The 22350-nt window shown below is 70.0% G+C and carries 26 protein-coding genes and 2 tRNA genes; 19 read left to right on the forward strand and 9 right to left on the reverse strand.

The features are described 5' to 3' along the window. Nucleotides 1–7: 7 nt before the first annotated feature. Nucleotides 8–895, forward strand: coding sequence for a hypothetical protein (locus ACIHFD_RS55920; RefSeq protein ID WP_397373863.1), 888 nt, complete (start codon nucleotides 8–10; stop codon nucleotides 893–895). 48 nt (nucleotides 896–943) lie between these two features. Next, nucleotides 944–1576, forward strand: coding sequence for a 2'-5' RNA ligase family protein (locus tag ACIHFD_RS55925; RefSeq protein ID WP_397373864.1), 633 nt, complete (start codon nucleotides 944–946; stop codon nucleotides 1574–1576). 16 nt (nucleotides 1577–1592) lie between these two features. Here the strand turns inward: ACIHFD_RS55925 and ACIHFD_RS55930 are convergent, their stop codons facing one another. Then, on the reverse strand, nucleotides 1593–2033 hold the full coding sequence (locus ACIHFD_RS55930; RefSeq protein ID WP_397373865.1) for a MarR family winged helix-turn-helix transcriptional regulator: 441 nt from the start codon (nucleotides 2031–2033) through the stop codon (nucleotides 1593–1595). A 62-nt stretch (nucleotides 2034–2095) separates the two neighbouring features. Between ACIHFD_RS55930 and ACIHFD_RS55935 the strand changes: the two genes are divergently transcribed. After that, nucleotides 2096–3229 (forward strand): FAD-dependent oxidoreductase, encoded by a 1134-nt coding sequence (locus ACIHFD_RS55935; RefSeq protein ID WP_397373866.1) that lies wholly within the window; start codon nucleotides 2096–2098, stop codon nucleotides 3227–3229. Here ACIHFD_RS55935 and ACIHFD_RS55940 read toward each other — a convergent pair. Then, on the reverse strand, nucleotides 3226–4116 hold the full coding sequence (locus ACIHFD_RS55940) for an NAD-dependent epimerase (RefSeq protein ID WP_397373867.1): 891 nt from the start codon (nucleotides 4114–4116) through the stop codon (nucleotides 3226–3228). The genes ACIHFD_RS55935 and ACIHFD_RS55940 overlap by 4 nt on opposite strands. A 71-nt stretch (nucleotides 4117–4187) precedes the next feature. Between ACIHFD_RS55940 and ACIHFD_RS55945 the strand changes: the two genes are divergently transcribed. Further along, the gene (locus ACIHFD_RS55945) at nucleotides 4188–5123 is read left to right on the forward strand and encodes a GlxA family transcriptional regulator (protein WP_397373868.1); all 936 of its coding nucleotides are present in this window, start codon (nucleotides 4188–4190) and stop codon (nucleotides 5121–5123) included. Between the two features lie 20 nt (nucleotides 5124–5143). On the opposite strand, the gene ACIHFD_RS55950 is transcribed toward ACIHFD_RS55945, so the two are convergent. After that, entirely contained in the window at nucleotides 5144–5416 is a 273-nt protein-coding gene (locus ACIHFD_RS55950) for a ribbon-helix-helix protein, CopG family (RefSeq protein ID WP_355206940.1), read from the reverse strand. 468 nt (nucleotides 5417–5884) lie between these two features. Here ACIHFD_RS55950 and ACIHFD_RS55955 point away from each other — a divergent pair, with 468 nt between their 5' ends. Next, the gene (locus tag ACIHFD_RS55955; RefSeq protein ID WP_355206943.1) at nucleotides 5885–6232 is read left to right on the forward strand and encodes a hypothetical protein; all 348 of its coding nucleotides are present in this window, start codon (nucleotides 5885–5887) and stop codon (nucleotides 6230–6232) included. Here the strand turns inward: ACIHFD_RS55955 and ACIHFD_RS55960 are convergent, their stop codons facing one another. From ACIHFD_RS55960 to ACIHFD_RS55970, 3 genes are read right to left on the reverse strand one after another with little or no spacing between them, the layout of a single operon-like run. Beyond that, nucleotides 6233–6736: an NUDIX hydrolase gene (locus tag ACIHFD_RS55960; RefSeq protein WP_363981537.1), complete on the reverse strand. Its 504-nt coding sequence runs from the start codon at nucleotides 6734–6736 to the stop codon at nucleotides 6233–6235. Between the two features lie 12 nt (nucleotides 6737–6748). Continuing rightward, nucleotides 6749–7492: an ABC transporter permease gene (locus tag ACIHFD_RS55965; protein WP_397373869.1), complete on the reverse strand. Its 744-nt coding sequence runs from the start codon at nucleotides 7490–7492 to the stop codon at nucleotides 6749–6751. After that, nucleotides 7473–8414: an ATP-binding cassette domain-containing protein gene (locus ACIHFD_RS55970; protein ID WP_397373870.1), complete on the reverse strand. Its 942-nt coding sequence runs from the start codon at nucleotides 8412–8414 to the stop codon at nucleotides 7473–7475. The genes ACIHFD_RS55965 and ACIHFD_RS55970 overlap by 20 nt, the downstream gene beginning before the upstream one ends. A 247-nt stretch (nucleotides 8415–8661) precedes the next feature. On the opposite strand from ACIHFD_RS55970, the gene ACIHFD_RS55975 reads away from it, so the two are divergent. The 5 genes from ACIHFD_RS55975 to ACIHFD_RS55995 all read left to right on the forward strand — a co-directional run bounded on the left by ACIHFD_RS55975 (nucleotide 8662) and on the right by ACIHFD_RS55995 (nucleotide 11240). Next, a complete protein-coding gene (locus tag ACIHFD_RS55975; protein WP_397373871.1) occupies nucleotides 8662–9195 on the forward strand; it encodes an AAA family ATPase in 534 nt (177 codons plus the stop codon). A 50-nt stretch (nucleotides 9196–9245) separates the two neighbouring features. Further along, a complete protein-coding gene (locus ACIHFD_RS55980) occupies nucleotides 9246–10208 on the forward strand; it encodes a GH25 family lysozyme (protein ID WP_397373872.1) in 963 nt (320 codons plus the stop codon). A gap of 88 nt (nucleotides 10209–10296) precedes the next feature. Then, nucleotides 10297–10824, forward strand: a complete 528-nt coding sequence (locus ACIHFD_RS55985; RefSeq protein ID WP_364265673.1) for an NlpC/P60 family protein — start codon at nucleotides 10297–10299, stop codon at nucleotides 10822–10824. A gap of 73 nt (nucleotides 10825–10897) precedes the next feature. Continuing rightward, on the forward strand, nucleotides 10898–11128 hold the full coding sequence (locus tag ACIHFD_RS55990) for a transposase (protein WP_350733721.1): 231 nt from the start codon (nucleotides 10898–10900) through the stop codon (nucleotides 11126–11128). A 39-nt stretch (nucleotides 11129–11167) separates the two neighbouring features. Then, a tRNA-Thr gene (locus tag ACIHFD_RS55995) sits at nucleotides 11168–11240 on the forward strand. 254 nt (nucleotides 11241–11494) lie between these two features. On the opposite strand, the gene ACIHFD_RS56000 is transcribed toward ACIHFD_RS55995, so the two are convergent. Beyond that, nucleotides 11495–12241 (reverse strand): DUF2071 domain-containing protein, encoded by a 747-nt coding sequence (locus tag ACIHFD_RS56000; RefSeq protein WP_397373873.1) that lies wholly within the window; start codon nucleotides 12239–12241, stop codon nucleotides 11495–11497. Nucleotides 12242–12543: 302 nt separating this feature from the next. Between ACIHFD_RS56000 and ACIHFD_RS56005 the strand changes: the two genes are divergently transcribed. From ACIHFD_RS56005 to ACIHFD_RS56035, 7 genes are all read left to right on the forward strand, one after another. Further along, nucleotides 12544–12617 (forward strand) — tRNA-Met (locus tag ACIHFD_RS56005). Between the two features lie 71 nt (nucleotides 12618–12688). Next, complete coding sequence (gene rpmG, locus ACIHFD_RS56010; protein ID WP_019632658.1) at nucleotides 12689–12853, forward strand: 50S ribosomal protein L33; 165 nt, start codon at nucleotides 12689–12691, stop codon at nucleotides 12851–12853. Between the two features lie 863 nt (nucleotides 12854–13716). Then, complete coding sequence (locus ACIHFD_RS56015; RefSeq protein WP_192789633.1) at nucleotides 13717–14166, forward strand: MaoC family dehydratase N-terminal domain-containing protein; 450 nt, start codon at nucleotides 13717–13719, stop codon at nucleotides 14164–14166. 1 nt (nucleotide 14167) lies between these two features. After that, the gene (locus ACIHFD_RS56020; RefSeq protein WP_350733726.1) at nucleotides 14168–14596 is read left to right on the forward strand and encodes a MaoC family dehydratase; all 429 of its coding nucleotides are present in this window, start codon (nucleotides 14168–14170) and stop codon (nucleotides 14594–14596) included. Between the two features lie 111 nt (nucleotides 14597–14707). Continuing rightward, nucleotides 14708–15922, forward strand: coding sequence for a hypothetical protein (locus tag ACIHFD_RS56025; RefSeq protein ID WP_397373874.1), 1215 nt, complete (start codon nucleotides 14708–14710; stop codon nucleotides 15920–15922). Between the two features lie 11 nt (nucleotides 15923–15933). Continuing rightward, nucleotides 15934–16971: a UDP-N-acetylmuramate dehydrogenase gene (locus ACIHFD_RS56030; RefSeq protein WP_397373875.1), complete on the forward strand. Its 1038-nt coding sequence runs from the start codon at nucleotides 15934–15936 to the stop codon at nucleotides 16969–16971. A gap of 340 nt (nucleotides 16972–17311) precedes the next feature. After that, nucleotides 17312–17893: a TMEM165/GDT1 family protein gene (locus ACIHFD_RS56035; RefSeq protein ID WP_397373876.1), complete on the forward strand. Its 582-nt coding sequence runs from the start codon at nucleotides 17312–17314 to the stop codon at nucleotides 17891–17893. Here ACIHFD_RS56035 and ACIHFD_RS56040 read toward each other — a convergent pair. Continuing rightward, nucleotides 17879–20731, reverse strand: coding sequence for an ATP-binding protein (locus ACIHFD_RS56040; RefSeq protein ID WP_397373877.1), 2853 nt, complete (start codon nucleotides 20729–20731; stop codon nucleotides 17879–17881). The genes ACIHFD_RS56035 and ACIHFD_RS56040 overlap by 15 nt on opposite strands. A 115-nt stretch (nucleotides 20732–20846) precedes the next feature. Further along, nucleotides 20847–20993: a hypothetical protein gene (locus ACIHFD_RS56045; RefSeq protein WP_192789639.1), complete on the reverse strand. Its 147-nt coding sequence runs from the start codon at nucleotides 20991–20993 to the stop codon at nucleotides 20847–20849. Nucleotides 20994–21191: 198 nt separating this feature from the next. Here ACIHFD_RS56045 and deoC point away from each other — a divergent pair, with 198 nt between their 5' ends. Both deoC and ACIHFD_RS56055 read left to right on the forward strand, forming a co-directional pair. Continuing rightward, nucleotides 21192–22121: a deoxyribose-phosphate aldolase gene (gene deoC / locus ACIHFD_RS56050; protein WP_397373880.1), complete on the forward strand. Its 930-nt coding sequence runs from the start codon at nucleotides 21192–21194 to the stop codon at nucleotides 22119–22121. A 2-nt stretch (nucleotides 22122–22123) separates the two neighbouring features. Next, the coding region (locus tag ACIHFD_RS56055) for an aldehyde dehydrogenase family protein (protein ID WP_397373878.1) at nucleotides 22124–22350 on the forward strand (227 nt) is incomplete at its 3' end.

A 22350-nucleotide genomic window follows, 5' to 3' on the forward strand; every position in this document is an offset into this window, starting at 1 on the left:
GGCTCACGTGGCGGGCTGGCGGGTGGCCGAGCGCTCGGTGCGCGCCAAAGGCGCGGGACCCGGCGAGGACCGGGTGGTCGTCCTCGAGGACGGCGGCGGCGTCCGCTGCGCGGCGGTGATCGACGGCGTCACCGACAAGTCCGGCCGCGACTACGGCGGGGCGAGCGGCGGGGCCCTGGCCGCCGATCGCGTCGCGCAGACCCTCGTCACCCTGCCGGACGACGCCACCGTGGCGGAGGCGGTTGCGGCCGTCTCGGCGGAGCTCATGGAGCTGCGCCGCAAGTGGTCCGTCGCCGACGACGACCTTCTCGCGCCGGCCGCCGTCGCGGCGGTGGTGTGGCCGGGGCGGCGGCTGGTCTGGCGCGTGGGCGACGTCCACGTCGCCCTGGGCCACCGCGACGGCGGGTGGCGTCGTCACCCCGGCGGGAAGCTGATCGACACGGTGCTGGCCGGCGCCCGGGCCGCTTACCTGCACTGCCTGCTGTTGCAGGGAGAACGCCCGGAGGACCTGGCGGCCACCGATCCGGGGCGGGCGCTGATCCGGCCGGTGCTGGAGCGCCAGGCCGTGCTGGCCAACCGGGATGAGGCCGGTCCTTTCGGGTACGGCGTGCTGGACGGGCGGCCGGTCCCGGAGCGGTTCGTGGAGACGTTCGTGCTGGTGGAGGACGTGGACGAGGTGGTGCTGGCGTCGGACGGCTACCTCGGTCCGGCGCAGACCCTCGCGGGAGCCGAAGCGGAGCTCCGGGCCTCGTTACGGGCCGATCGGCTGCGCATCATGGAACACGCGGCCACCAAGGCGGTCGCGGCCGGCGCCGAGAGTTTCGACGACCGGGCCTACGTGCGGCTGTCCCGCAATTCCCCTCGTGACCGCGGCTCACCGAGTCGGATATCGTGACCACGCTGCGTGAGCAGACCAGCTGCCCGCGCCCACCGAGGAGGACGCGTGAGCCCGCTTCCGACGCGCATGGCGAATCGCTGGGAGAAGCGCCGATCGCTCATGCTGCCGCCGGGGCAGGGCCGGCTCTACTGGCACGTTCTGCTGGGGGAGGACCCGCAGGCGCGGGCCATCGTCGAGGAGGCGCACGACCGGCTGGCCGGCCTGGCGGGGCTCGATCTGGTGCCGCGGCGGTTCATCCACCTCACCACGTTCGTCGCCGGATACTCGCACGAGATCACCGAGCGTCAGGTGACCGTGATGGCCGCGGAGGCGGCGGGCCAGCTCGCGCGGGTCGCGCCGATCACGGTGACGCTGGGGCGGGTGCTCTACCACCCCGAGGCGGTCGTGCTGGAGGCGCGGCCGGCCGAGCGGCTGCGGCCCCTGCTGGAAGCGGCGCGGTTCGCCACCCGGGCGGCCACGGGCCGTGACGGCGTGCTCGCCCATGACACGTGGCTGCCGCACGTCACCGTGGCCTACAGCAGCGCGGACGGCCCGGCGGCGCCCATCATCGACGCGCTCGGGGAACGCCTTCCGGAGCGCGAGGTGACGATCCGCAGCATCCATGTCGTCAACCAGGACGGCCCGGAGACGGCATGGGACTGGCGACCGGTGGCGGAGGTCCGGCTCGGCGCGTCGTGAGCGAGCTCCGCGGGGTTCACCCCCGTACCTCCCTGGTGGCGCATCGGTAGGCCTCGGTGACGCGGCTGAACATGTCCAGCATCACCATCGCCTGCTCCGGCTCGTAGTGCGCGCTGATCGCCGCCAGGTGCCGCCTGGACGCCTCGCAGGCGGCGTTGTAGTCGTCCAGGCCGCCCTCGACCAGCTCCACGGTGACCGTGCGCCGATCGCGTTCGCCACGCACCCGCCGTACGTAGCCCGCCTTCTCCAGCCTGTCGATCAGCCGGGTCGTCGAGGCGGACGGCAGCCCCAGCTCCTCGGAGATCGCCCCCACGGCGAGCGGTCCGCGCGTCTCCAGCAGGATGGCGGCCGCGACGTCGACGGGTTGCAGGCCGAGCCGGTCGGCGACCGCCTCGTTGTGCAGGAGGACCGCGACCAGGAACTCGCGGAAGACGTCGTCTGGATGTTCGTGGGCCACTTTCCTAACCTACTCCATCCCGGCGTATCTTCATATCGAAGATACTCCGCTTTGGAGGAGACATGGATGTTCTCGTCATTGGCGCCGGGGTGGGCGGCCTGGCCGTCGCGCGCGAGCTGCTGGCCGCCGGTCACCGGGTGCGGGTCTACGAGCAGGCTCCGGCCCGGCGGACGGGCGGCAAGGCGGTGCTGATCTGGAGCAACGGCACCGCCGTGCTGAACGATCTCGGCATCGGCCTCGACGGCGTCGGCGCCCGCATCGACCGGATCGACGCGCTGACCGCCGCCGGCCGGCTGCGTACCAGCATGGACATCGCCCACGCGGCCGGCCGCTTCGGCTTCGAGACCAGGGCGATCCCCCGTCGCCACCTGCTGGAACGCCTGGCCGGCGGGCTGCCCGGCGACCTCGTCCGCCACGGCCTGGCCTGCCGGGGCGTGACCCAGGACGACGGCCAGGTCACGGCGACCTTCAGTGACGGCTCCACGGACAGGGGAGACCTGCTCATCGGAGCCGACGGCCACCACTCGGTCGTACGGCGCTGCCTGTGGGGCGACGGCGCCGTACGGCCGGCGACCTTCGGCACCTGGCAGGGGCTCAGCCGGATCGACATCGATCTCGCCGGCACGCACCGGCACCTCATCATCTCGGGGCGCGAGGGCGCGTGCGGGCTCATGCCCGCCGGTGAGGGCCTGCTGCAGTGGTGGTTCGACGTGCGCTGGTCGCCCGCCGATCCGCGGCCGGCGTCGCCGCTGGCCGAGCTGAGGCGGCGGTTCGGGCACTGGGCGTCGCCCGTCCCCGAGGTGCTGGCCGGCGCGACCGAGGACGGCCTCGAGTTCTTCGGCCACCACTGGACCAAGGTGCGCCCGGCGTGGGGGAAGGGGCGGATCACCCTGGTCGGCGACGCGGCCCACATCATGCCGCCCACCCTGGGACAGGGCGCCAACCAGACCCTCGAGGACGCGTGGGTGCTCGGGCGCGAGCTCGCCAAGGGCGGCGACGACCCGGCGGTACGGCTACGCGCCTACGAGAAGCTCCGCTACCCGTACATCTCCCTGGTCTCCCGGCTGGCCAGGCGCAACCCCGCGAACTGGCGCGTCCCACCGCTGATCGCCCGGTTGTTCCCCGAGACGTCCCAGACCGCCATGCTCGCCCGCTTCAGCAACCGCCTCAACGAGCCGGCGGTCTCGCGACGCTAGATCAGTTGCCGGAGCACATCATCGACCGGGGTGGCGCCGACGCCGAGGATCTTCTCGGTCTCGGAGAAGTCGAGGACGAGCGGGTGGCCCGGCTTGGTGAGCACTTCGTGCATCTCCCCCCACAACGGATCGGTGATCCCGAGCAGGGTCAGGTCCCGTTCCGTCATCTCCTCCAGCCGCGGCGCGGGCGCTCCCGAGAGCTCCGCGAGCCGCCGGGCCAGTTCCCGCACCGACAGGGTCGCGGTGGGCACGTGCCAGGCCCTGCCGTACGCCTGCTCCTCCCGGCTCGCGGCGACCAGCGTGCGCGCGGTGTCGTCGATCGCCGAGTAACTGTGCGGAACGTCGAGTTCCTGCGGCACCAGGACGAGCCGGCCTTCCAGCACGGGCCGCTGCACCAGGAGGCTGAACACCGAGAAGGCGCCGGCGCCGTAGAACTGGCCGGCCCGCACCTCGGTGACCTTCACCCCCGAGGCGGCGGCCTCCTCCCACGCCCGCGCCCTGGCCCGCCCCTTGGGCCCGGTCGCCGCCAGCGGGAAGTGCGGCGTGATCGGCCCGTCCACCGGGCCGTAACCGTAGATGTTGCCGAGCATGACGTACGCGGCCCCCGTCCGCCGCACCGCGGTCAGCAGCGCCGCCGACAGGATCGGCAACTGCTCGGGCCAGGTGTGGTAGGGCGGCACGGCGGTGGTGAACAGCGTGTCCGCCCCTTCGGCCAGCTCGGTGAGCCGGTCGGTGTCGGTCGCGTCCGCGGCGACCCTCTCGACGAGCCGGTGGTCGGGCCCGCCGCCCGTGCGGCTGAGCATCCGTACCCGCTCGCCGTCCTCGGCCAGCAGCAGAGCGGTCTTCGACGCGGTGGCCCCGCGACCCACGATCACGTGAAATTTCATGATGACAACGGTGCCGACCTGCGGCCTCGTAGCATAGTGGCCGGAATGCCAACTATCCGGAGGATCTGGCCATGCACCGCCTCGCCGCAGTGATCGTCCCTCCCGTGCTGGGCTTCGACGTCTCGATCCCGCTCATGGTGTTCAACAGCGTCCCGTACTACGACGTACGCGTCTGTACGGCGCGGCCCGGCCCCGTGCCGACCGTCGGGGGCCCTGACGTGGTGGTGGCGCACGGCCTGGAGGCGCTGGAGGAGGCCGAGACGGTGATCGCGGTCGGCAGCGGCGGCGAGCCGGCTCCCCCGGAGGTCCTCGACGCCCTGCGGAAGGTCGCGGCCGGCGGGGCGCGGATCGCCTCGCTGTGCACGGGCGCGTTCGTGCTGGCCCAGGCCGGCCTGCTCGACGGGCGCCGCGCCACCACCCACTGGGGGCTGGCCGGCGACCTCGCCGCCCGCTTCCCGTCGGTCGACGTGCGGCCCGACGTCCTGTTCGTCGAGGACGGCGGCATCTTCACCTCGGCGGGCGCCGCGGCCGCCATCGACCTGTGCCTGCACCTGATCAGGCTCGACTACGGGGCGGCGGTGGCCAACACGGCCGCCCGGCTCGCGGTCGTCTCCCCCGTACGGCCGGGCGGGCAGGCCCAGTTCATCGAGACCCCGCTGCCTCCCGAACGCGGCACCTCGCTCGCCCCCACCCGGGCCTGGGCGCTCGAACACCTCGACCGCCCGCTCACCCTGGCCGACCTGGCCGGCCACGCCAGGATCAGCGTGCGCACCCTGACCAGGCGCTTTCACGCCGAGACCGGGCTGAGCCCGCTCCAGTGGCTGCTGCACCGGCGCGTCGACCGGGCCAGGGAACTGCTGGAGACCACCGGACTGCCGATGGACCAGGTGGCCGGGCGGAGCGGCCTCGGCAGCGCGGACTCCCTCCGCAAACACCTGGTCAGCCGGGTCGGCCTCACTCCCACGGCCTACCGCGCGAGCTTCACCCGAGAGCCTCTTCCGTCTTAGGGCCCCCGGTGAATGGCTGATCAGAGGAACAGTATTTTTCGCGGATTTCCGTCGGATTCCACGATGGCCAGCTCGTGGCCCTGCGCGAGCTGGTCCTCGACGAATTTCCAGATGGTGATGGCGCGGCGGATCGCCTCGGTGAACGACAGGCCCTTGCGCTCGGCCAGTGCCTTGAACGTCTGCGCTGTTTCGTGGCTCAGATTGACGGACAGGCGGACGAAATTGCTGTTGTTGTTGCTCCTCTCCTGCTCGAGCCTGGGGTCCTTGCCGGTGGACTCACGCGTCATGGTCATGTCACCTGGCCCTTGGGGTAAGGGGGCACGTGGAGTAGAGGGCGGGGATGCTCCGACGTCTCGCTGCTCTCGGTCCTCATCGATAGGCGCATGCTTTTTATACACGCTGGCTTGCCATGAGGAACGGGTCCGATCCGTACCGAGTGTTGTCCTGTCACACCTCGAAGGAAGAACGTTATACCGGTGCGGAAAGATCTGTGCCTCATATGCGGTTAATACTGGCAAATGGTACGCGTCACGGCATCATGAAATGTGGGCTAAAGGCGCGCTCGAATCCCACAGGCCCCTAGGATGTGCGTTATCCCGCAGGGGCGCGCGATCGGGCAGCGTGGCAGAAATCCCGCATGAAGCGGCAGAAATCTGACATAAACACGTGGCTCGCTCTCCGAGGTGGGTCCCATCGCAGTCTGAGGTGGTCCAACGCACCTCCCCGTAGTCAGCCCTGACGACTGGGCTGATGGAGGAAACATGAGTGGAGCCAGTCAGCCGTCTGGCGCCGGAGATCGATCCGGGGCCGAGGGGGCCGAGGACGTCCGACCGAAGAGCGAACTGGTGGATCTCTCCCCGCCACCCCCGGACTCGCCGGTGGTGCAGCTGCTGGAGAAGACCGCGGTCCGCCATCGCAGCTGGTTCATCGGCGTCTACTTAGGCGTGCTCATCACCGTCGTCCTGGCCAGCATCCTCGGCCCCGGCTTCCTGCCGGAGCAGGCGTGGAGCCAGATGAAACCCGAGGTGGCGGACGTGCGGCTCTGGCTCTTCCAGATCGGGTTCGTGATCGTGGGCGGCTATCTCTTCGCCGAGAAGGCGCCCAAGTAGCTAGTGCGGGCTCAGGCCGTCCAGAAGCGGCAACCAGGTGCGATCAGGGCAGACGCGGGCGATCTCCGACGGCGGGAGCCAGTCCGCCCTGGTGCTCTCCGAGCCGGCCGGCGGACGGGTCGGCCGGCCCGGATGCGGGAGACGGGCCCTGAACATCACCATGTACGTCAGCGGCGGGTAGCGGTAGCCGGCCGGGGCCGCGTCCAGGAGCTCGATGCGCTGCCAGGCGAAGGCGGACAGCGCGGTGGCCGGCAGGCGCAGGCCGGTCTCCTCATACAGCTCCCTGGCCGCGGCGTCGAGGGCCGTTTCGCCGGGTTCGAGGTGGCCGCCGGGGATGTCCCACCCGCGGCCCTCCTCGTCCACGCACGTCATGAGCGTTCTGCCGGTCTGGTCCGAGACGAACGCGAACGCCGACGTGGTCTTGTCCACAGGCGGGAGGGCCGGGGACAGGATCACGTCCAGGCGATGGCGTACGGGGATCCAGGGGACCGTCAGATGAGTCATCCCTCAAGGGTCTCAGACACCCCGGCGCATGGCCCGGTTGCCCAGATACAGGCCGATCGCGGCTATCGCGCAGGCGGCGGCGGTTCCGTACAGGATCGAGGGGCTTGTCAGGTTGCCGGAGAAGAGGGCTCGCTGGCCTTCGACGATGTACGTGACCGGGTTGGCGTACCCGATCGTCCGCAGCCACGCGGGAGCCGTCTCCAGGGGGAGCATCATCCCCGAGAGGAGAAGCAGGGGGAACATGATCGACTGGCTGACGATGTAGAAGAGCGTGCCGCCGGGCGCCGACTTGATGGCCAGCACGAACGAGAGCGAGCCCAGGCCGACGCCGAAGATCACCAGCTGCGCCAGGCCCGCCAGGACGCCCGCCGGATACAGCTCGAAGCCGAGGGGGACGGCCAGCACGATGATCAGGACGGCCTGGGCCAGCAGCACGATCATGGTCTTCAACGTCCGGCCCACCAGCATCGCCGTGCGGTTCAGCGGGGTGACCATCAGGCGCTCCAGCGAGCCGCCGATCAGCTCGACCAGCAGGGTGTAGCCGGCGGACATGGGGCCCGTCAGGCACATCATGACCAGGATCCCCGGCACGAACCACTGCCACGACGACCCGACCGCCCCGTCCAGCAGCGACCCGAACAGGAACAGGAACAGCAGCGGCTGCCCCATCTCGAACAGCAGCCCGACCGAGTCGCGCACGACCGGCTTGAACTCCCGCGAGAAGACGGTGGCGGTGTCACGAAAGAATGTCGTCATCGGTGAGGCTTCTCCCGGTAAGAGCGAGGAACACGTCGTCGAGCGTCGGACGGATGGTCTCGGCGGTGGTGACCTTGATGCCGGAGCCGTCCAGGGTTCTGAGGTAGTCGGGGAGCGCGGCGGCCGCGTTGGGGACGCGCAGGCGCACGGTGGTGCCGTCGGCGGTGCCGCCACCGAGCTCCGCGGCCCTGCGCGCCTCCTCCTCCGTGCTGGTGGTGATCGTGATGTGGTCGCCGGCGAGGTCGTTCTTGAGCTGCTCGGCGGTGCCGTCCGCGATGATCCGGCCGTTGTCGATGATCACCACACGTTCGGCCATGTTGTCGGCTTCCTCCAGGTAGTGGGTGGTCAGGAACAGCGTCGTCCCGTACGTCTCCCGCAGCTGGAGGATGTGCTGCCAGACCTCGGCGCGGCTCTTCGGGTCGAGGCCGGTCGAGGGCTCGTCGAGGAACAGCAGGCCGGGGCGGTGGATGAGGCCGAGCGCGATGTCCAGGCGGCGGCGCTGGCCGCCCGAGAGCGTGCCGGGGCGCCGCTTGGCCAGGGCTCTGAGGTCGAGCAGGTCGAGCAGCTCCTCGGCGCGGGCGGTCGCCTGCCTGGCGTCCAGGCCGTAGCAGCGGCCCTGGGTGACGAGCTCGTCGCGGACGAGGAAGTTCTCGCCCGCGCTGTTGCGCTGGCCGACGTAGCCGATGCGGGCGCGCACGCCCGCCGGGTCCTTGGCCACATCGTGGCCCGCCACCATGGCGGTGCCCGAGGTGGGCGGCAGGAGGGTCGTGAGCATGCGCAGGGTGGTGGACTTGCCCGCGCCGTTGGGCCCCAGGAAGGCGACGAGCTGGCCGGCCTCCACCTCCAGGTCGATGCCGCGTACGGCTTCCACACGCTCCTTCTTGACTTTGAACACTCGGGTCAGTCCCCGGGTTTGGATCATGGTCGGCCTCTCCGGGCATGGCGAAATAACCCCTGGTCGGGGGCGCGATTGAGGATCGAATCAAGTTTGTGCAGGTTCAATCCGGTTTGGCAAACGCGAATGTCACGTTCATAAACGCCTCCTACCTGCGGAAACGCCGTTTCCGACGGTGGCCTGCGACGGTGGATTTCGGGGCGCTGAGGTGCGGTTTTCCAGGTGTTGTGAAGATTTCCGGCCGGGGCTGGCAGCATGGCTGACCGTGTGCCGGATGGTGGTGCTGGTGAACGGGTTGCCCGGGGCCGGGAAGACCACGGTCGCGCGGGCGCTGGGGCGGCTGCTCGGCCTGCCGGTCTTCAGCAAGGACGACCTCAAGGAGACGCTGGCCGACGTGCTCGAACGGCCGCCGGGGGTCGGCGAGCGGGAATGGAGCAGGCGGCTGGGCGCGGCCGCCGGGGAGAGTATGTGGACGCTGCTGGCGAGCGCCGGGCGGGGCGCGGTGCTGGAGAGCCCCTGGCTCGCGCCGACGCGGCCGCTGGTGCTCGCCGGACTCGAGCGGGCTGGGGTCGAGGCCTCGGTCGAGGTGCGCGAGGTCTGGTGCGCGGTGCCGCCGGAGCTGGCCAGGCGCCGGTACGAGGGGCGGGTGCGGCATGCGATCCACGGCGAGGCCCGGCTTGGGGACGAGCGATGGGCGGAATGGGCGGCGGGGGCGCGGCCCCTGGGAGTTGGGACGGTCTATTGGATTGATACCTCAAAAACAGTTGATATTTCGGGACTTGCGGGGTTGTGTCAGGGTCCGCAATGATCTCCCGCGTGAAAAGTCTGTGGGTAATTGCGGCAATTGCTGCCTTAGGTATGGGTGGAGTCGCGGAGGCGGCCGACGGTGTTCCCGGCGTCGACGTCAGTAACTGGACGGGCGAGGTCGACTGGGAAAGCGTGGCCTCCGGGGGCGCGAAGTTCGCGTTCGTCCAGGCCACCGAGGGGACGAACTACCGCAACCCCAGTTTCGACGCCCAGTACGGCGGTGCTGCCGGGGCCGGGCTGATCCGGGGCGCATATCACTTTGCGCAACCACACGAATCCGACGGGACGGCCCAGGCCGACTATTTCCTGCAGAACGGCGGTAACTGGATCAGCGACGGTCAAACGCTGCCCGGAGTGCTCGATATCGAGGACAACCCGTACAAGGACAAGAACGGTAAGAACAACTGCTACGGCCTGTCCGCCGAGGACATGGTCACGTGGATCAAGGACTTCACGAAGAAGTACCACGAGGCCACCGGCCGCCGCGCGATCATCTACACCACCACGAGCTGGTGGCAGACCTGCACGGGGAACTCCGACAAGTTCAAGTCGAACCCGCTCTGGCTCGCCCGCTGGGGCGGCGATCCCGGTGAGCTGCCGAAGGGCTGGAAGAGGCACACGTTCTGGCAGTCGGCGGAGAAGGGCACGCTGGCCGGTGGGCAGAACTCGTTCAACGGCTCCGAGTCCCAGCTCAAGGAGCTGGCCAACCCGCCGGCCGAGGTGACGGTCTCGGGCGCGGCCCGGAACCGGAAGACGTACACGGTCACCGTCTCGAACACCGGCCCGCACCCCGTCAAGGACGTCAAGGTGTCGGGGCGGGCGTTCGGCGGGCAGCGCGTGGTGAAGGCGCCCGGGTGCAAGTTCAGCGGCACGGCGGTGCTGTGCCAGGTGGGGGAGCTGACGCGGGGCCAGAAGGCGACGTTCACGATCACCACGAAGCCGTCGAAGTCGAAGGGCACGGTCGGGCTGTACGTCACCGTGGGCTCTGTGAAACTGACCCTCAAGGCCCGCTGACGCCTGCCTGGGAGCCGCTGAGCGGCGCAGATCCCCGTGAGGCAGGATGACTCCTAAGGGCCATGGAGCTTGTCGGGGGCGGGACGGTATGAGGCGGTGGCGGCTGGCAGCAGGGGCGGCGGCGCTGGTCCTGCTCGTCGCCACGGCCTCCGTGCCACTCGGGCTGTACGTGCCGGAGAACGTCGTGCGGATCGCGTACGAGATCGAGCAGCGCAGGATCGTCTACTCGTGGGGAGGCGGTCACGCCGAGGAGCCCGGCCCCTCGAAGGGGACCTGCAAGGGATACCAGGGAAAGATCCGGCCCTGCCCGGCCGCCCGGACGCGCGGGCTCGACTGCTCGGGGTTCGCGCGATGGGTGTACGCGCTGGCCAGCGGGTCTGACGTGCTGGGGCCGGGGAACACCAACGATCACGTACGGCGGATGCGGCGGGTTCTGGTGGCCATGCCGGGGGACCTGGTCTTCTTCGGAAGCATCACGAAAAAAGCCATCAAAACCCACCATGTGGGCATCTATCTCGGCAACGGGAAGATGATGAACGCGCCCGAGACCGGTGCGGTGGTGCGCGTGGACGACATCGCCCGTCGGAAGGATTTCTTGGGTTTCTACCGGCTCTGAACTGATTCGGTATGGCCTGTAACGCGTGTGGCATGGCGAAAATTGAGAGACCCGGCGGCTACTGTGTGCCGCTATGGACAGGCGATGGGTCGGCCTCGACGGCTACGAGGTCGTAGGCGTGGTGCACGGCGGGCGGCAACTGCTGCGGGTGCGCCGGCACGGGTGGGTGGTCGCCGACTGCACCTCTGTGGCGGAAGTGGCCAGACACGTCGACCTGGCCGACCTGTGCGAGGTCATCGAACTGCCGGCGCGGCGGCGGACGGAAGAGCGCGCGGAGGCCCGAACGAGTTCGCATCATCGCTGACTGCCGTGTATGGTTACACCTGTCCGCAGCGCCGGACAGGCCCCTATAGCTCAGTCGGCAGAGCGTCTCCATGGTAAGGAGAAGGTCAACGGTTCGATTCCGTTTGGGGGCTCTTGCTCTGAACACCCACAACGCCCGACCCGCAAGATCGCGGGGCCGGGCGTTTCGCATTTCCCATCCCAGCACATCCACCCCCACCCTTAACCACCACCCCTCCCACGCCACCCAACCTCCTCCACTCACCCCAAATCACCGGCCCGCCGCGCCGCCACGCTTGCCCCGCGCCGCCAGGCCGCTTCACAGGGGTGTGCTTGCCCTGCGCCGCCACGCCACCCTGCGCGTACCGGTCGCGGCCGAGCGGCGTGGTCACCCGTGCGGGTGGAAGCGGTGCGGTGGGGTGTGGATGTCGAAGGGGATCCGGGCCTGCGCCAGGACCGAGTGCGGGGGCGTGTCGGGCGCGATCAGCCCCAGACGCTCGAAGAAGGGAAACCTGGCGAAGGTGGCCTCCAGGTGCCGGGGCCGCATGACCGGGTGCCAGATGCTGTAGGCGCCCACCCTGCCGTCTCTGCGCCGGTACCAGCCCTGGGTCGGATGGGTGAGTTGCTCCAGCCAGTCCGAATCGTCCGTGAAGCCGTCCAGCAGCGCCGGAGCTTGCGGGAGCTCGACCGCCTCGCACCGGCCGTCGTCGAACTCCAGGCGCCAGCGGGCCGGGGTGCCCAGCCAGTCGGCCTCGATGCGGATGCGGTCGCGGCGCCACGGCATGCCCCACAGGTGCTGCGGGATCGCCACGACGGGGTGGTCCAGGCGGGTGCCGAAGAACCAGACGCCCGCCTTGCCGTACGCCGTGACGTAGGCCCGGTAGTTGATCTGCCCGCAGTTGATCGACGCCTGCGGCAGGAACCGGAAGTGGAAGTCCCGGTCGCGGAAGGCGACGGCGGAGACCAGGGCGCCGGGTCCGTCCCCGAAGCTCGCCTCCATGGGCCCGAAGCCCTCGGGCAGGTGCCGGGCGAGTGCTTCGGCGTCCACCCGGTAGCTCACGATCGCGAAGTCCTCCAGATCCGTGTGCGCGTGGTGCCAGCGCGGACGCGGCCGGGGAGTGCCCACGAAGCTCATGCCCAAAAGGTACGGCTCTTACGGCTGTACGGGGACGGGCAGGATCAGGTGCGCCACGGCGAGATCCAAGGGCTCTCAGGGGTTGTGCGCGTCGCGCCGGTCGCTGCTACGCTTGCCTCCTCCACTGCTTGATCTTCAGGTGGAGTCGGCTGTTCGGGGGCGAGCATCGCCGATTGGTAATGGATTTCGGTTGTCGGGGGTTCCTGAGGCATACTGGGAGCACCCCACCCGATCGGGCGAGTTACGAATGTGCTCGCTGCGTCGGGTATCCTCTACGGGGCCGGGGTCGTTACCGGCCCAAAGGCGGAGTAGCTCAGTCAGGCAGAGCAAACGGCTCATAATCGTTGTGTCGCCGGTTCAAGTCCGGCCTCCGCTACTGCCCACTCCCAGGTCACCAGGCCTGGGTACGGGCGTGTCCATGTCCCGAACGTAGAAAGGCACTCCCAAGTGGCTGCCACCGACGTTAGGCCGAAGATCACGCTGGCCTGCCAGGAGTGCAAGCACCGCAACTACATCACGCGGAAGAACCGGCGCAACGACCCGGATCGGCTTGAGCTGAAGAAGTACTGCCCCAACTGCCGCTGCCACCGCGCGCACCGCGAGACCCGCTAGGTCTCCGGGCAGGGCTTCTGCCCCACATTTCGTCATATCGCACAACCGGCGTCCTACCACAGGGCGCCGGTTTGTCGCGTCTGCACAGGGTTTCAGCGACTCCACACGGACCCCAGGGCCCCCTCTGGCCGCTGATGGACGGCCGGCGGATGGCGGCTGGCCGTCGGCGCCTTGGGGCGGTGGGGTGGGCGCCTTGGGGTGTTCGGAGTGGGCGCCTGGGGTGTTTGGGGTGGGTGTCTGGGATGTTTGGGGTCGGCGTTGGTCCCGGTTCGGCGCGCCGCCGCCGGGGCTCCGGTCGCCACCCAGACGGGGACAAGCGGGCACCGTGACGGGTGACCGGCCCCTTGGCGGTCTGCGGGCGTCGTGACCGTGACTGGTCGGCCTCCTGGGAGGGGGCGGTAAGTGACGGTGGCCGGTCCTGAGGGGTTGATGGGCGCCCTGATGGTGGTCGGCCGCATGCGAGTCAGTGGGCGCTGTGGCGGGTGCCGTGACGGTGGTTGGCCTCCTGGGGACGGGGCGGTGGCATCGTGACGACGGCTGGCCCTGTGGGGGCGGTGGGCGTTGTGACGGTGGCCGGTCCCGAGAGGGTCGGCAGGCGCTGTGACTGTGGTCGGCTGCGTGTGGGGCGATGCGCAGTGATGTGGTCGGCCGGGTGTGGGTCGGTGGGTGCAGTGACGGGTGGGCGGCGTGTGCACTGGCCGTCGTGCCGAGAGAAGGCGGTGGTTATGGCGGGAGTTTTGGAAGGGCCGGGCGCCGGGAAAGTTCGCGCGGCAAAATCAAGATAATCACCGGCGACAGCCGAACCTTGTTCTGTTACCGTCGGCCTCAGCAGCGCTCGGTTGGTGACATGCGAGGGAGCACTGATGGCCTTGAACCGAGACTTCGTGGGCAGGACCTATTCGCCCAGCGCGCCGTACGAGGTCAGCCGGGTGAAGATCAGAGAGTTCGCCGCCGCGATCGGTGACAACAACCCGCTCTACCGGGACAAAGAGGCAGCCCAGGCCGCCGGATATCCCGATGTGATCGCGCCGCCCACGTTCCCCATCGTGTTCAGCCTGCAGAGTGGGGGCGAGGCGCTCGTCGATCCCGACCTCGGGCTGAACCTCGCCATGGTCGTCCACGGCGAGCAGCGCTTCGAGTACGTCCGGCAGGTCTGCGCCGGCGACCAGCTCGTCACGACCGCGACGATCACCGACATCCGCACGGCCGGGCGGAACGAGCTGTTGACGGTCAGGAGCGAAGTGACGACCGTCGACGGCGAACCGGTCTGCGTCACCTACAACACGATCGTCGAGCGCGGAGGGGCCGGTTGAGATGACCGCCACGGTGAAGTACGACGAGGTCGAGGTCGGTCAGGAGATCCCGGCCGCCGATTACAACGTGCGCCGGCTCAACCTGGTGATGTACGCCGGGGCTTCCGGGGACTTCAACCAGATCCACTGGAACGAGCGGTTCGCCAAGATGGTGGGGCTGCCCGACGTGATCGCGCATGGGATGTACACGATGGCGCAGGCCGGGCGGTTCGTCACGGACTGGGCCGGGGATCCCGGGGCGGTGGTGGACTTCGGGGTGCGGTTCTCGTCGATGGTGGTCGTTCCCGACGACGATCAGGGGGCGACGGTCTCGGTCAGCGGCGTGGTGGAGGAGAAGCTGGAGGACAAGCGGGTGGTCATCGGGCTCACCGCCAGGTCGGGCGATCAGAAGGTGCTGTCCAAGGCCCGCGCGGTGGTCCAGCTGTCCTGACGTGGCGGTCGGCCGGGTGATATTTCGGGCGGGTCTCGGGTACGCGTGACGTCTATGAACGAAGCCGCGCGACGAGTTTGGCCCACAGTTCGATCGATCCCCGTTTCCGCTGTGACCGATGCCAAGCCGCCCGCCCACCTTCGGCCGGCGCGGGTCGAGAAGGTGGCGGGCAGCTCCGGCACCGGACGCGACACCGCGGGCGGCACCGAAACCGGGACCGTCGGTGCAAGGGCCAGGGCGACCGAAGCCGGTACGCCTGGCGCGAAGGCCAAGGTGACCGAGGCCGGTGCGGCCGGTTCGGAAGCCAAGGCGGCCGGTACGGCCGACACGAAGGCCAAGGCGACCGAAACGGGAAATGCCGGTGCGAAGGCCAAGGCGAGCGGGGCAGGAGCGGGCAACGGGGCGCATGCTCGGCTTGATCCCGCTGCCGAGTTGGGCTTTTCCGGCGCTCCCGGGCAGCGGGGCGACACGGATGACACCATGCTCCACGCTCAGCGCGTCTGGGACAGCTCGCTGGCCACCAACCGCCTCGACGAGCTGGGCGTCAAGCTGGAACGCCAGCGTACGGAGACCAAGGACGTCACCGTCACCGTGAGCCTGCTGGTCGACGGCTGGCCGGAGGACGTCAGGAAGAGCGTGGGATCGATCGTCGAGCACACGAACGCGCGCGTGCTCGCCTTCGACCTCGGCGACGTCGACGGCGCCGGTGAGGTGCTGGACGAGCTGGCCGACCGGTATCCGGACCGGATCGCCGTGTGGCACGTGGCCGAGGAGCCGCACTGGCGAGGGGGTACGGCCACCTGGGGCGAATGCCGCGCCAAGCTGCTGCGGCTCGACGAGGCGGACGTGCACGTGCTCATGGACACGAATGTCGAGCTCTGCGGCGACGCGCTGACCCCGCTGGTCGCGGCCGTCGCGGGTGGCGCCGTGGCGGCCGGGTGGAGAGGCGTGGACTTCCCGGACGGGGAGCCGGAGCCGGTCCGCGTGGTGGAGCCGGGGCCGGGCACGGCCGGGCCCAGGAGGGTGCGGGCGCTGACGGGGGAGCTCATGGCGGTACGCCGGGCCCCGGCGCTCGGAGCCCTGCCCGAGGACGCCGGCTACGGCAGGAACGCCGACCTGGCGCTCTCCCTCGCACTCCAGCAACGGACCAACCAGCAGGAGTCCCACCAGCGAGAGCCTCTCCGGCAAGGTCACAGAGAGCTGGTCGTGCCCGAGGAGCCGCTGCCCGCCGTGCGGCTGGGACCGCACGACGTGGACCCCGACTACGACGCACGGGAGTCCCGCCGGAACTTCGACCGCGTGCTGCGCATACTGGGCACCTCATAAGCTATTGGCCCATGGAGATGCTCGCGCCGTATACCACGCTGCGCCTAGGCGGCCCCGCCCGCGACTTCGCCGAAGCGACCACGGCGGAGCACCTCGTGTCCCTGGTGGCCGAGGCGGACATGAAGGGGCAGCCCACGCTGGTGCTCGGCGGGGGCAGCAACGTCGTGGTGGCCGACGAGGGCTTCGACGGGCTGGTCATCAAGGTCTCGACCCGGGGCGTGACCGTCTCGCGCGACGGCGAGCAGGTGCTGGTCACGGTCGAGGCGGGGGAGGACTGGGACCCGCTGGTCGCCCGCGCCGTGGCCGAGGGCTGGTCGGGCATCGAGTGCATGTCGGGCATCCCAGGGCTGGTCGGCTCGACGCCCATCCAGAACGTCGGCGCGTACGGGCAGGAGGTGGCCCAGACCGTCTGGTGCGTGCGTGCCTACGACCGCCGCACCAGGCAGGTGGTGGATCTGGAGGCGCGGCAGTGCGGGTTCTCCTACCGTGACAGCGCCTTCAAGCGCGACCTGGCACGGCATGTGGTGCTCGCGGTGACGTACGCGCTGGATATTTCGGAAATGTCCGGCCCGCTGGCGTACGAGGAGCTGGCCCGCAGGCTGGATGCGGAGCCCGGCGGGAGGGTGCCGCTCGCGCAGGCCCGTGAGGCCGTGCTGGCGCTGCGGCGCGGCAAGGGCATGGTGCTCGACCCGGACGATCCCGACACCCGCAGCGCCGGCTCGTTCTTCACCAACCCGATCCTCACGCCCGAGGAGGCCGCGGAGCTGGCCTCCCGCGCCCCGGGGCATCCGCGCTGGGAGCTGCCCGGCGGGTCGGTCAAGGTGCCCGCCGCGTGGCTGATCGAGCAGGCGGGCTACCCGAAGGGGTACGCGCGCGGGCCCGTACGCATCTCCACCAAGCACACGCTCGCGCTGACCAACCCCGACGGGGTCGCCACCACCGGCGACCTGCTCGCGCTGGCCAGGGAGGTCCGGGACGGGGTGCGGGAGAAGTTCGGGGTCACGCTGGTCAACGAGCCCGTGCTGGTCGGCTGCGAGCTCGGGGAATAGGGATCCGGGGGAAGCTCGGGGTCGCGCTGGTCGACGGGCCTGTGCTCGGGCCTCGGGAATAGGTCCCGCCCGGGACGCTGGGACGGGAGAAGCCCGTGCTCGGACCTCGGGGAATAGGTCCCGTTCGCGGGCTGTTATGGTTGGTTGGAATTTCCGAAGGGGAGTAGTCCCAATCGTGTGATCGACACACTGGCGCTTCATCGCGCCCGGTCACACGGGCCTCATACGGGCGGACGAGACCTTCGGCCTGGCAGTTGTGCAATGAGATGCTGCCGGGCCGAAGTCGTGCCCGAATCTCCCCGGGTCGCCGCTTCCGGCTCGGTCGCGCGGAAGGGGACCGTTGGAAGCGTTCTGGATCAGTCTCGCCGTCATCTTCGTGGCCGAGCTCGGCGACAAGAGCCAACTCATGGCGATGACGTTCGCGACCCGTTTCAAGATCTGGCCCGTGCTCGCGGGCATCACGATCGCCACGACCCTCGTGCACCTGGTCAGCGTGGCCCTGGGCGGGTTGATCGGTGACGCGCTGCCGACGACGGCCATCTCGGTGGTGGCGGGGCTGGCCTTCCTCGGGTTCGCCGCGTGGACGCTGCGCGGGGACGAGCTGACCGAGGACGAGTCGAAGAAGGCCCAGCGCACCACCAGGAACGCCCTGATCGCGGTGACCGTGGCGTTCTTCCTGAGCGAGCTGGGCGACAAGACGATGCTGGCCACCATCACGCTGGCCACGCAGCACGGCTGGCTCGGCACCTGGATCGGCTCGACCGTCGGCATGGTGGCGGCGGACGCGCTGGCGATCCTGGTGGGACGGCTGCTGGGCAAGCACCTGCCGGAGAAGGTCATCCGGTACGGCGCCGCGGCGGCGTTCGCGATCTTCGGCGTCGTCCTCCTGGCGGAAGCGCTTATCGGATCAGGGGGACAGTAGTGAGAGGCGGTGGGCCGCGGCGGCGGCCTCGCCGCGGGTGGTGACGCCGAGCTTGGCCAGGATGTTGGACACGTGCACGCTCACCGTCTTCGCCGAGATGAACAGCTCGGTCGCGATGTCCCGGTTGGTCCTGCCCTGGGTCACCAGCCGCAGCACCTCCAGCTCGCGCGGCGTCAGCAGCTCGGAGGGCTCCTGGGCGGGCTGAACCCCGCCCACCCGGCGCGACAGCATCTCGATCTCCTCGATCAGCGGCGTCGCGCGCAAGGCCTGGGCCAGCGGGTGCGCCACCTTCAGCCGGGCCGCCGCCCCCTCGCGGTCGCCCCCGCGCGCGGCCGCGGTGGCCGCCCGCAGCAGGGCCTTGGCCTGGTTGTGCGGGCGGTTGAGCCGCTCCCAGGCCGCCGCGGCGGCGTCGAAGTCGCCGGTGTAGGACAGCCGGTACGCCTCCACGACCGGCCCGATGACCGACAGCTCGGCCGCCACCTCCGCGGCCAGCTCGCGCACCGCGGCGGCCCGTTCGGGCTCGGTGGCCTCGGCGGCGTCGCAGACCGTGCGGAGCAGCGAGAGCAGCCGCCAGCTGAGCATGGCCTTGCTGGACTGCTTGTGGTGCGAGAGCACGCGCTCGGCCACGCTGAGCGCGGCCCCCGGCTCGCCCTTCGTCAGGTGCCAGCCGATGTGCAGGCGGGCGTTGTTGATGATGTCCTGGACGAACTCCTCGGGCCGGTCCTTCAGCACGCCGACCTCTGACAGGATGCCCTCGACCAGTTGCAACTCGCCCCTGGCCAGGGCGATGTCGGCGCGGACGCGCAGGAGCGCGTACCGGTGGCGCAGGACGGGGCCGTGGCTGAGCGCGCCTTCGATGATCTCGATGGCCTCGTCCCAGCGGCCGATCACCTCCAGCGCCTCGGCCCAGTTGTTCTTGATGAACAGCCCGCTGCCGCGCAGCCTGCCGTACTTCTTGGCGAGCTCCCAGCCGTGCTCGGCCAGGCGCAGCGCCTCCTCGTGGCGGCCCATGTCGATCAGCGCGTCGATGTTGTTGCCGACCGCCCTGGTGATCAGGCGGGCGGACCCCGCCGCCGTGCCGATCTCCAGCGCCTGCTCGTTCACGGTGATCGTGGACTCGTTCTCGCCGTTGAGGGAGTGGCCCAGCGCCAGGTTCATCAGCAGGTCGGCTTCGAGGCAACCGTCGCCGAGCTCCCTGGCCAGGCGCAGCCCTTCGGCGATCAGCTCGCTCGCCTCGGCGATCTCGCCCCGCAACATGAGGTGGCGGCTCAGCACCGAGACCACTTCGGCGCGGTCGGCGCCGTTCTCGGGCACGAGCCGCAGCGCGTGCCGGAGGTCCTCGATGACGCCGAGCTGCCCCTTGGAGTTCTTGAACCCCACCCGCCGCACGATGAGCTGCGCGACGCGGCCGGGCTCCTGGGCCTCGTCCAGCTCCGACAGCGCGGCCTTGACGAACTTGGCGCCCTTGTCGGCCTCGCCGCCGGCGTTCGCGGCCTCCGAGGCCCGTTCGAGGACGGCGGTGTGGTCGGCGTCGATGAGCTCGGCCGCGTCGGGCACGCGCTCCCACAGCATGAGGACGCGTTCGAGCAGCGGGACGGCCTCGGTGTACGCGAACGCCTTGAACGACTTCTGGGCCGCCTCCCAGGCGGAGATCAGCGCCCAGGTGTCGTTGCGGGCGCCGTACCAGTGGTGTGCCAGCTCGACGGCGGCGCGCCCCGGCGGGACCAGCCCGCGGTCCTTGGAGATCTCTTCGGCGAACCTGGCGTGCAGCCGCTGGTGCTCGCCGGGCAGCAGCTCGTCGTGCACGGCCTCGCGGATGAGCGAGTGCCTGAAGACGTAGGCGCGGTTGTCGGCGATCTGCAGGACGTTGCCCGCGATGGCCGGGCGCAGCGCGGCCTCCAGCTCGACGTCGGACAGGCCGCTCACGGCGGCCAGCAGCTTGTGGCTGACCCGAATGCCGCCGGCGGCGGCGACGCGCAGCAGGCGCTGGGTCTCCTCGGGCAGCCGTTCGACGGAGTTGAGGATGAGGTCCTGCATGGACTCGGGGAACGCGCAGTCCTCGCCCTCCAGCATGGCCTCCACGAACAGCGGGATGCCCTCGCTGCGCTCGTAGACCTTCTCGACCTTGGCGTACTGGGGGACCTCGCCGAGGATGCCGGCCATCTGCTGGGCGACCTCGTCCCGCGACAGGCGGGGCAGGTCGAGCCGGTGCACGCCGCTTACCCTGCCCAGCTCGGCCAGCACCGGCCGGAGCGGATGCTGGCGGTGCAGGTCGTCGGAGCGGTAGGTCATGACGATCAGCACCTGCGGGGCGTGCAGGTTGCGGCTGAGGAAGGCGATGAGATCGCGGCTGGACCTGTCGGCCCAGTGGATGTCCTCGATGACGAGGACGGTGGGACGGGCGAGGGCCAGGCGTTCGAGGAGGGTGAGGAACTGCTCGAAGAGCCGGGCGCGGCCGGTGTCGGTCTCGCCGTCGCCGCTCGGCTCGCCGAACTCGGGCAGCAGCCGCGCGAGATCGCGCTCGGCGCCGTCCGGCAGCAGCCCGGCGACGGCCGCGGGGCCCTGCTCCCTGACGAGCTGCCGGAGCGCGGCGGTGAACGGCGCGTAGGCCAGACCCTCCGTGGACAGCTCCACACAGCCGCCGAACAGCACGTGAGCGCCGCAGGCCTGGCACTGCTCCGCGAAGCGCTGGATGAGCCTGGTCTTGCCGACCCCGGCCTCGCCGCCGAGCAGGACGGCCGTCACCGTGCCTTTTCGTGCCTCGTCGAAGCTTTCAGACAGAGCCGCCAGCTCCTCTTCCCGCCCGACGAAGACGGGACTGACAGAACGTCCCCGCATGTCATCCAGCATGTCATGCCCGATCGATTACTTTCGACGCTTTTATGGGGGTCCCTTTACGGGGGTTTCGAGGCCCGGCCACGAGGGAGGTGGTGGCCGGGCTCTCGAGGGATGGTCATGAGAAACGGAGCTTGCCGAAGACCGAGCGGCGCTCGGACTTGTTGGCCCTCTCGGCCTCGCGTACCCGCCGGTGCTCGGCGGCGGCCTTGCGGAGCTCGCTCGCGTGGTTCTTCATGAGCTCGTACTCGATCTCGGGGTGCATGGTGTGTCTCCTGAAATTTCGTGCTTCTTCCTGACACCTTTAAGACTCGGTCTAAGGCCCTGCCTGCCACATCGGGTGGATGCCTTATCTCCGGTACGCCGACGCGTACGGCATGCCTAAGACCCCGGGGCCGACCGCCTAAGGCGGTCCGGTTTGGAGCTCACGGCCCTGGTCGGCGATGCTGTGTTGGTGTCAACTGTGACTACCTCGCTCGCGGACGTCGCCTCGTCCGACTCGGCGTTGCGAGCTTTCCTGCACGGCCTGCCCGGGGTTGACCGGGTCGGCGCGGACCAGCGGGCGGCGATGCTCGGCACCCGTTCGATCAAGACCACCGCCAAGGCACAGGCCATCGACCTGGCCATCTCCATGGTCGACCTGACCACCCTCGAAGGAGCCGACACGGCCGGCAAGGTGCGGGCGATGTGCACCAAGGCCGTCCACCCCGGCGGCGGCGCCGGCCCGGTGGCGGCCGTGTGCGTCTATCCCGACCTGGTCGAGGTCGCGGTCCGGGCGCTGGCCGGGACCGGGGTCAAGGTGGCCTCGGTGGCCACCGCCTTCCCCAGCGGCCGTTCCTCGCTGGAGGTCAAGGTGAGCGACACCGCGCTGGCGGTGGCCGCGGGCGCCGATGAGATCGACATGGTGATCGACCGGGGCGCGTTCCTGTCCGGCCGTTACCTGAAGGTGTGGGAGGACATCGTCGCGGTCAAGGCGGCCTGCGGCGGCGCGCACCTGAAGGTGATCCTGGAGACCGGGGAGCTGGCCACCTACGACAACGTGCGGCGCGCGTCTTGGCTGGCGATGCTGGCCGGCGCCGACTTCATCAAGACCTCCACCGGCAAGGTGGCCCCGGCCGCGACGTTGCCGGTGACGCTGATCATGCTCCAGGCGGTGCGGGACTTCCGCGAGGTGACGGGCCGGCAGGTGGGCGTCAAGCCCGCGGGCGGCATCCGCACCACCAAGGACGCTGTCAAGAACCTGGTGCTGGTACACGAGACGGCCGGTGATGACTGGCTGTCGCCGCAGTGGTTCCGGCTGGGCGCCTCCTCGCTGCTGAACGATCTGCTGATGCAGCGGCAGAAGCTGGCCACCGGCCGGTATGCCGGTCCCGACTACTTCACCCTGGACTGATGATGGCGATCTTCGAGTACGCCCCCGCGCCCGAGTCGCGTGACCTGGTCGACCTCAAGGCGTCGTACGGGCTGTTCATCGACGGCGAGTTCGTGGACGGGGCGGGCAGCCCGTTCAAGACGATCAACCCGGCCACGGAGGAGACGCTGGCCGAGGTGGCCACCGCTTCGGCCGATGATGTGGATCGGGCGGTGCAGGCCGCCCGCAAGGCGTTCGGCGCCTGGTCGGC

The organism is Nonomuraea sp. NPDC051941 (genome assembly GCF_044593615.1).

Bases quoted from the DNA above. Each gene is read 5' to 3' on its own strand.
- ACIHFD_RS55945 (WP_397373868.1), top strand. From the start codon at position 4,188: ATGCACCGCCTCGCCGCAGTGATCGTCCCTCCCGTGCTGGGCTTCGAC.
- ACIHFD_RS55990 (WP_350733721.1), top strand. From the start codon at position 10,898: ATGGACAGGCGATGGGTCGGCCTCGACGGCTACGAGGTCGTAGGCGTG.
- ACIHFD_RS56045 (WP_192789639.1), bottom strand. From the start codon at position 20,993: ATGCACCCCGAGATCGAGTACGAGCTCATGAAGAACCACGCGAGCGAG.
- ACIHFD_RS55970 (WP_397373870.1), bottom strand. From the start codon at position 8,414: ATGATCCAAACCCGGGGACTGACCCGAGTGTTCAAAGTCAAGAAGGAG.
- ACIHFD_RS55950 (WP_355206940.1), bottom strand. From the start codon at position 5,416: ATGACCATGACGCGTGAGTCCACCGGCAAGGACCCCAGGCTCGAGCAG.
- ACIHFD_RS55960 (WP_363981537.1), bottom strand. From the start codon at position 6,736: ATGACTCATCTGACGGTCCCCTGGATCCCCGTACGCCATCGCCTGGAC.
- ACIHFD_RS55980 (WP_397373872.1), top strand. From the start codon at position 9,246: ATGGGTGGAGTCGCGGAGGCGGCCGACGGTGTTCCCGGCGTCGACGTC.
- ACIHFD_RS55935 (WP_397373866.1), top strand. From the start codon at position 2,096: ATGGATGTTCTCGTCATTGGCGCCGGGGTGGGCGGCCTGGCCGTCGCG.
- ACIHFD_RS56040 (WP_397373877.1), bottom strand. From the start codon at position 20,731: ATGCGGGGACGTTCTGTCAGTCCCGTCTTCGTCGGGCGGGAAGAGGAG.
- ACIHFD_RS56015 (WP_192789633.1), top strand. From the start codon at position 13,717: ATGGCCTTGAACCGAGACTTCGTGGGCAGGACCTATTCGCCCAGCGCG.
- ACIHFD_RS55975 (WP_397373871.1), top strand. From the start codon at position 8,662: ATGGTGGTGCTGGTGAACGGGTTGCCCGGGGCCGGGAAGACCACGGTC.
- ACIHFD_RS55955 (WP_355206943.1), top strand. From the start codon at position 5,885: ATGAGTGGAGCCAGTCAGCCGTCTGGCGCCGGAGATCGATCCGGGGCC.
- ACIHFD_RS55985 (WP_364265673.1), top strand. From the start codon at position 10,297: ATGAGGCGGTGGCGGCTGGCAGCAGGGGCGGCGGCGCTGGTCCTGCTC.
- ACIHFD_RS56020 (WP_350733726.1), top strand. From the start codon at position 14,168: ATGACCGCCACGGTGAAGTACGACGAGGTCGAGGTCGGTCAGGAGATC.
- ACIHFD_RS56030 (WP_397373875.1), top strand. From the start codon at position 15,934: ATGGAGATGCTCGCGCCGTATACCACGCTGCGCCTAGGCGGCCCCGCC.
- ACIHFD_RS55940 (WP_397373867.1), bottom strand. From the start codon at position 4,116: ATGAAATTTCACGTGATCGTGGGTCGCGGGGCCACCGCGTCGAAGACC.
- ACIHFD_RS56000 (WP_397373873.1), bottom strand. From the start codon at position 12,241: ATGAGCTTCGTGGGCACTCCCCGGCCGCGTCCGCGCTGGCACCACGCG.
- ACIHFD_RS55965 (WP_397373869.1), bottom strand. From the start codon at position 7,492: ATGACGACATTCTTTCGTGACACCGCCACCGTCTTCTCGCGGGAGTTC.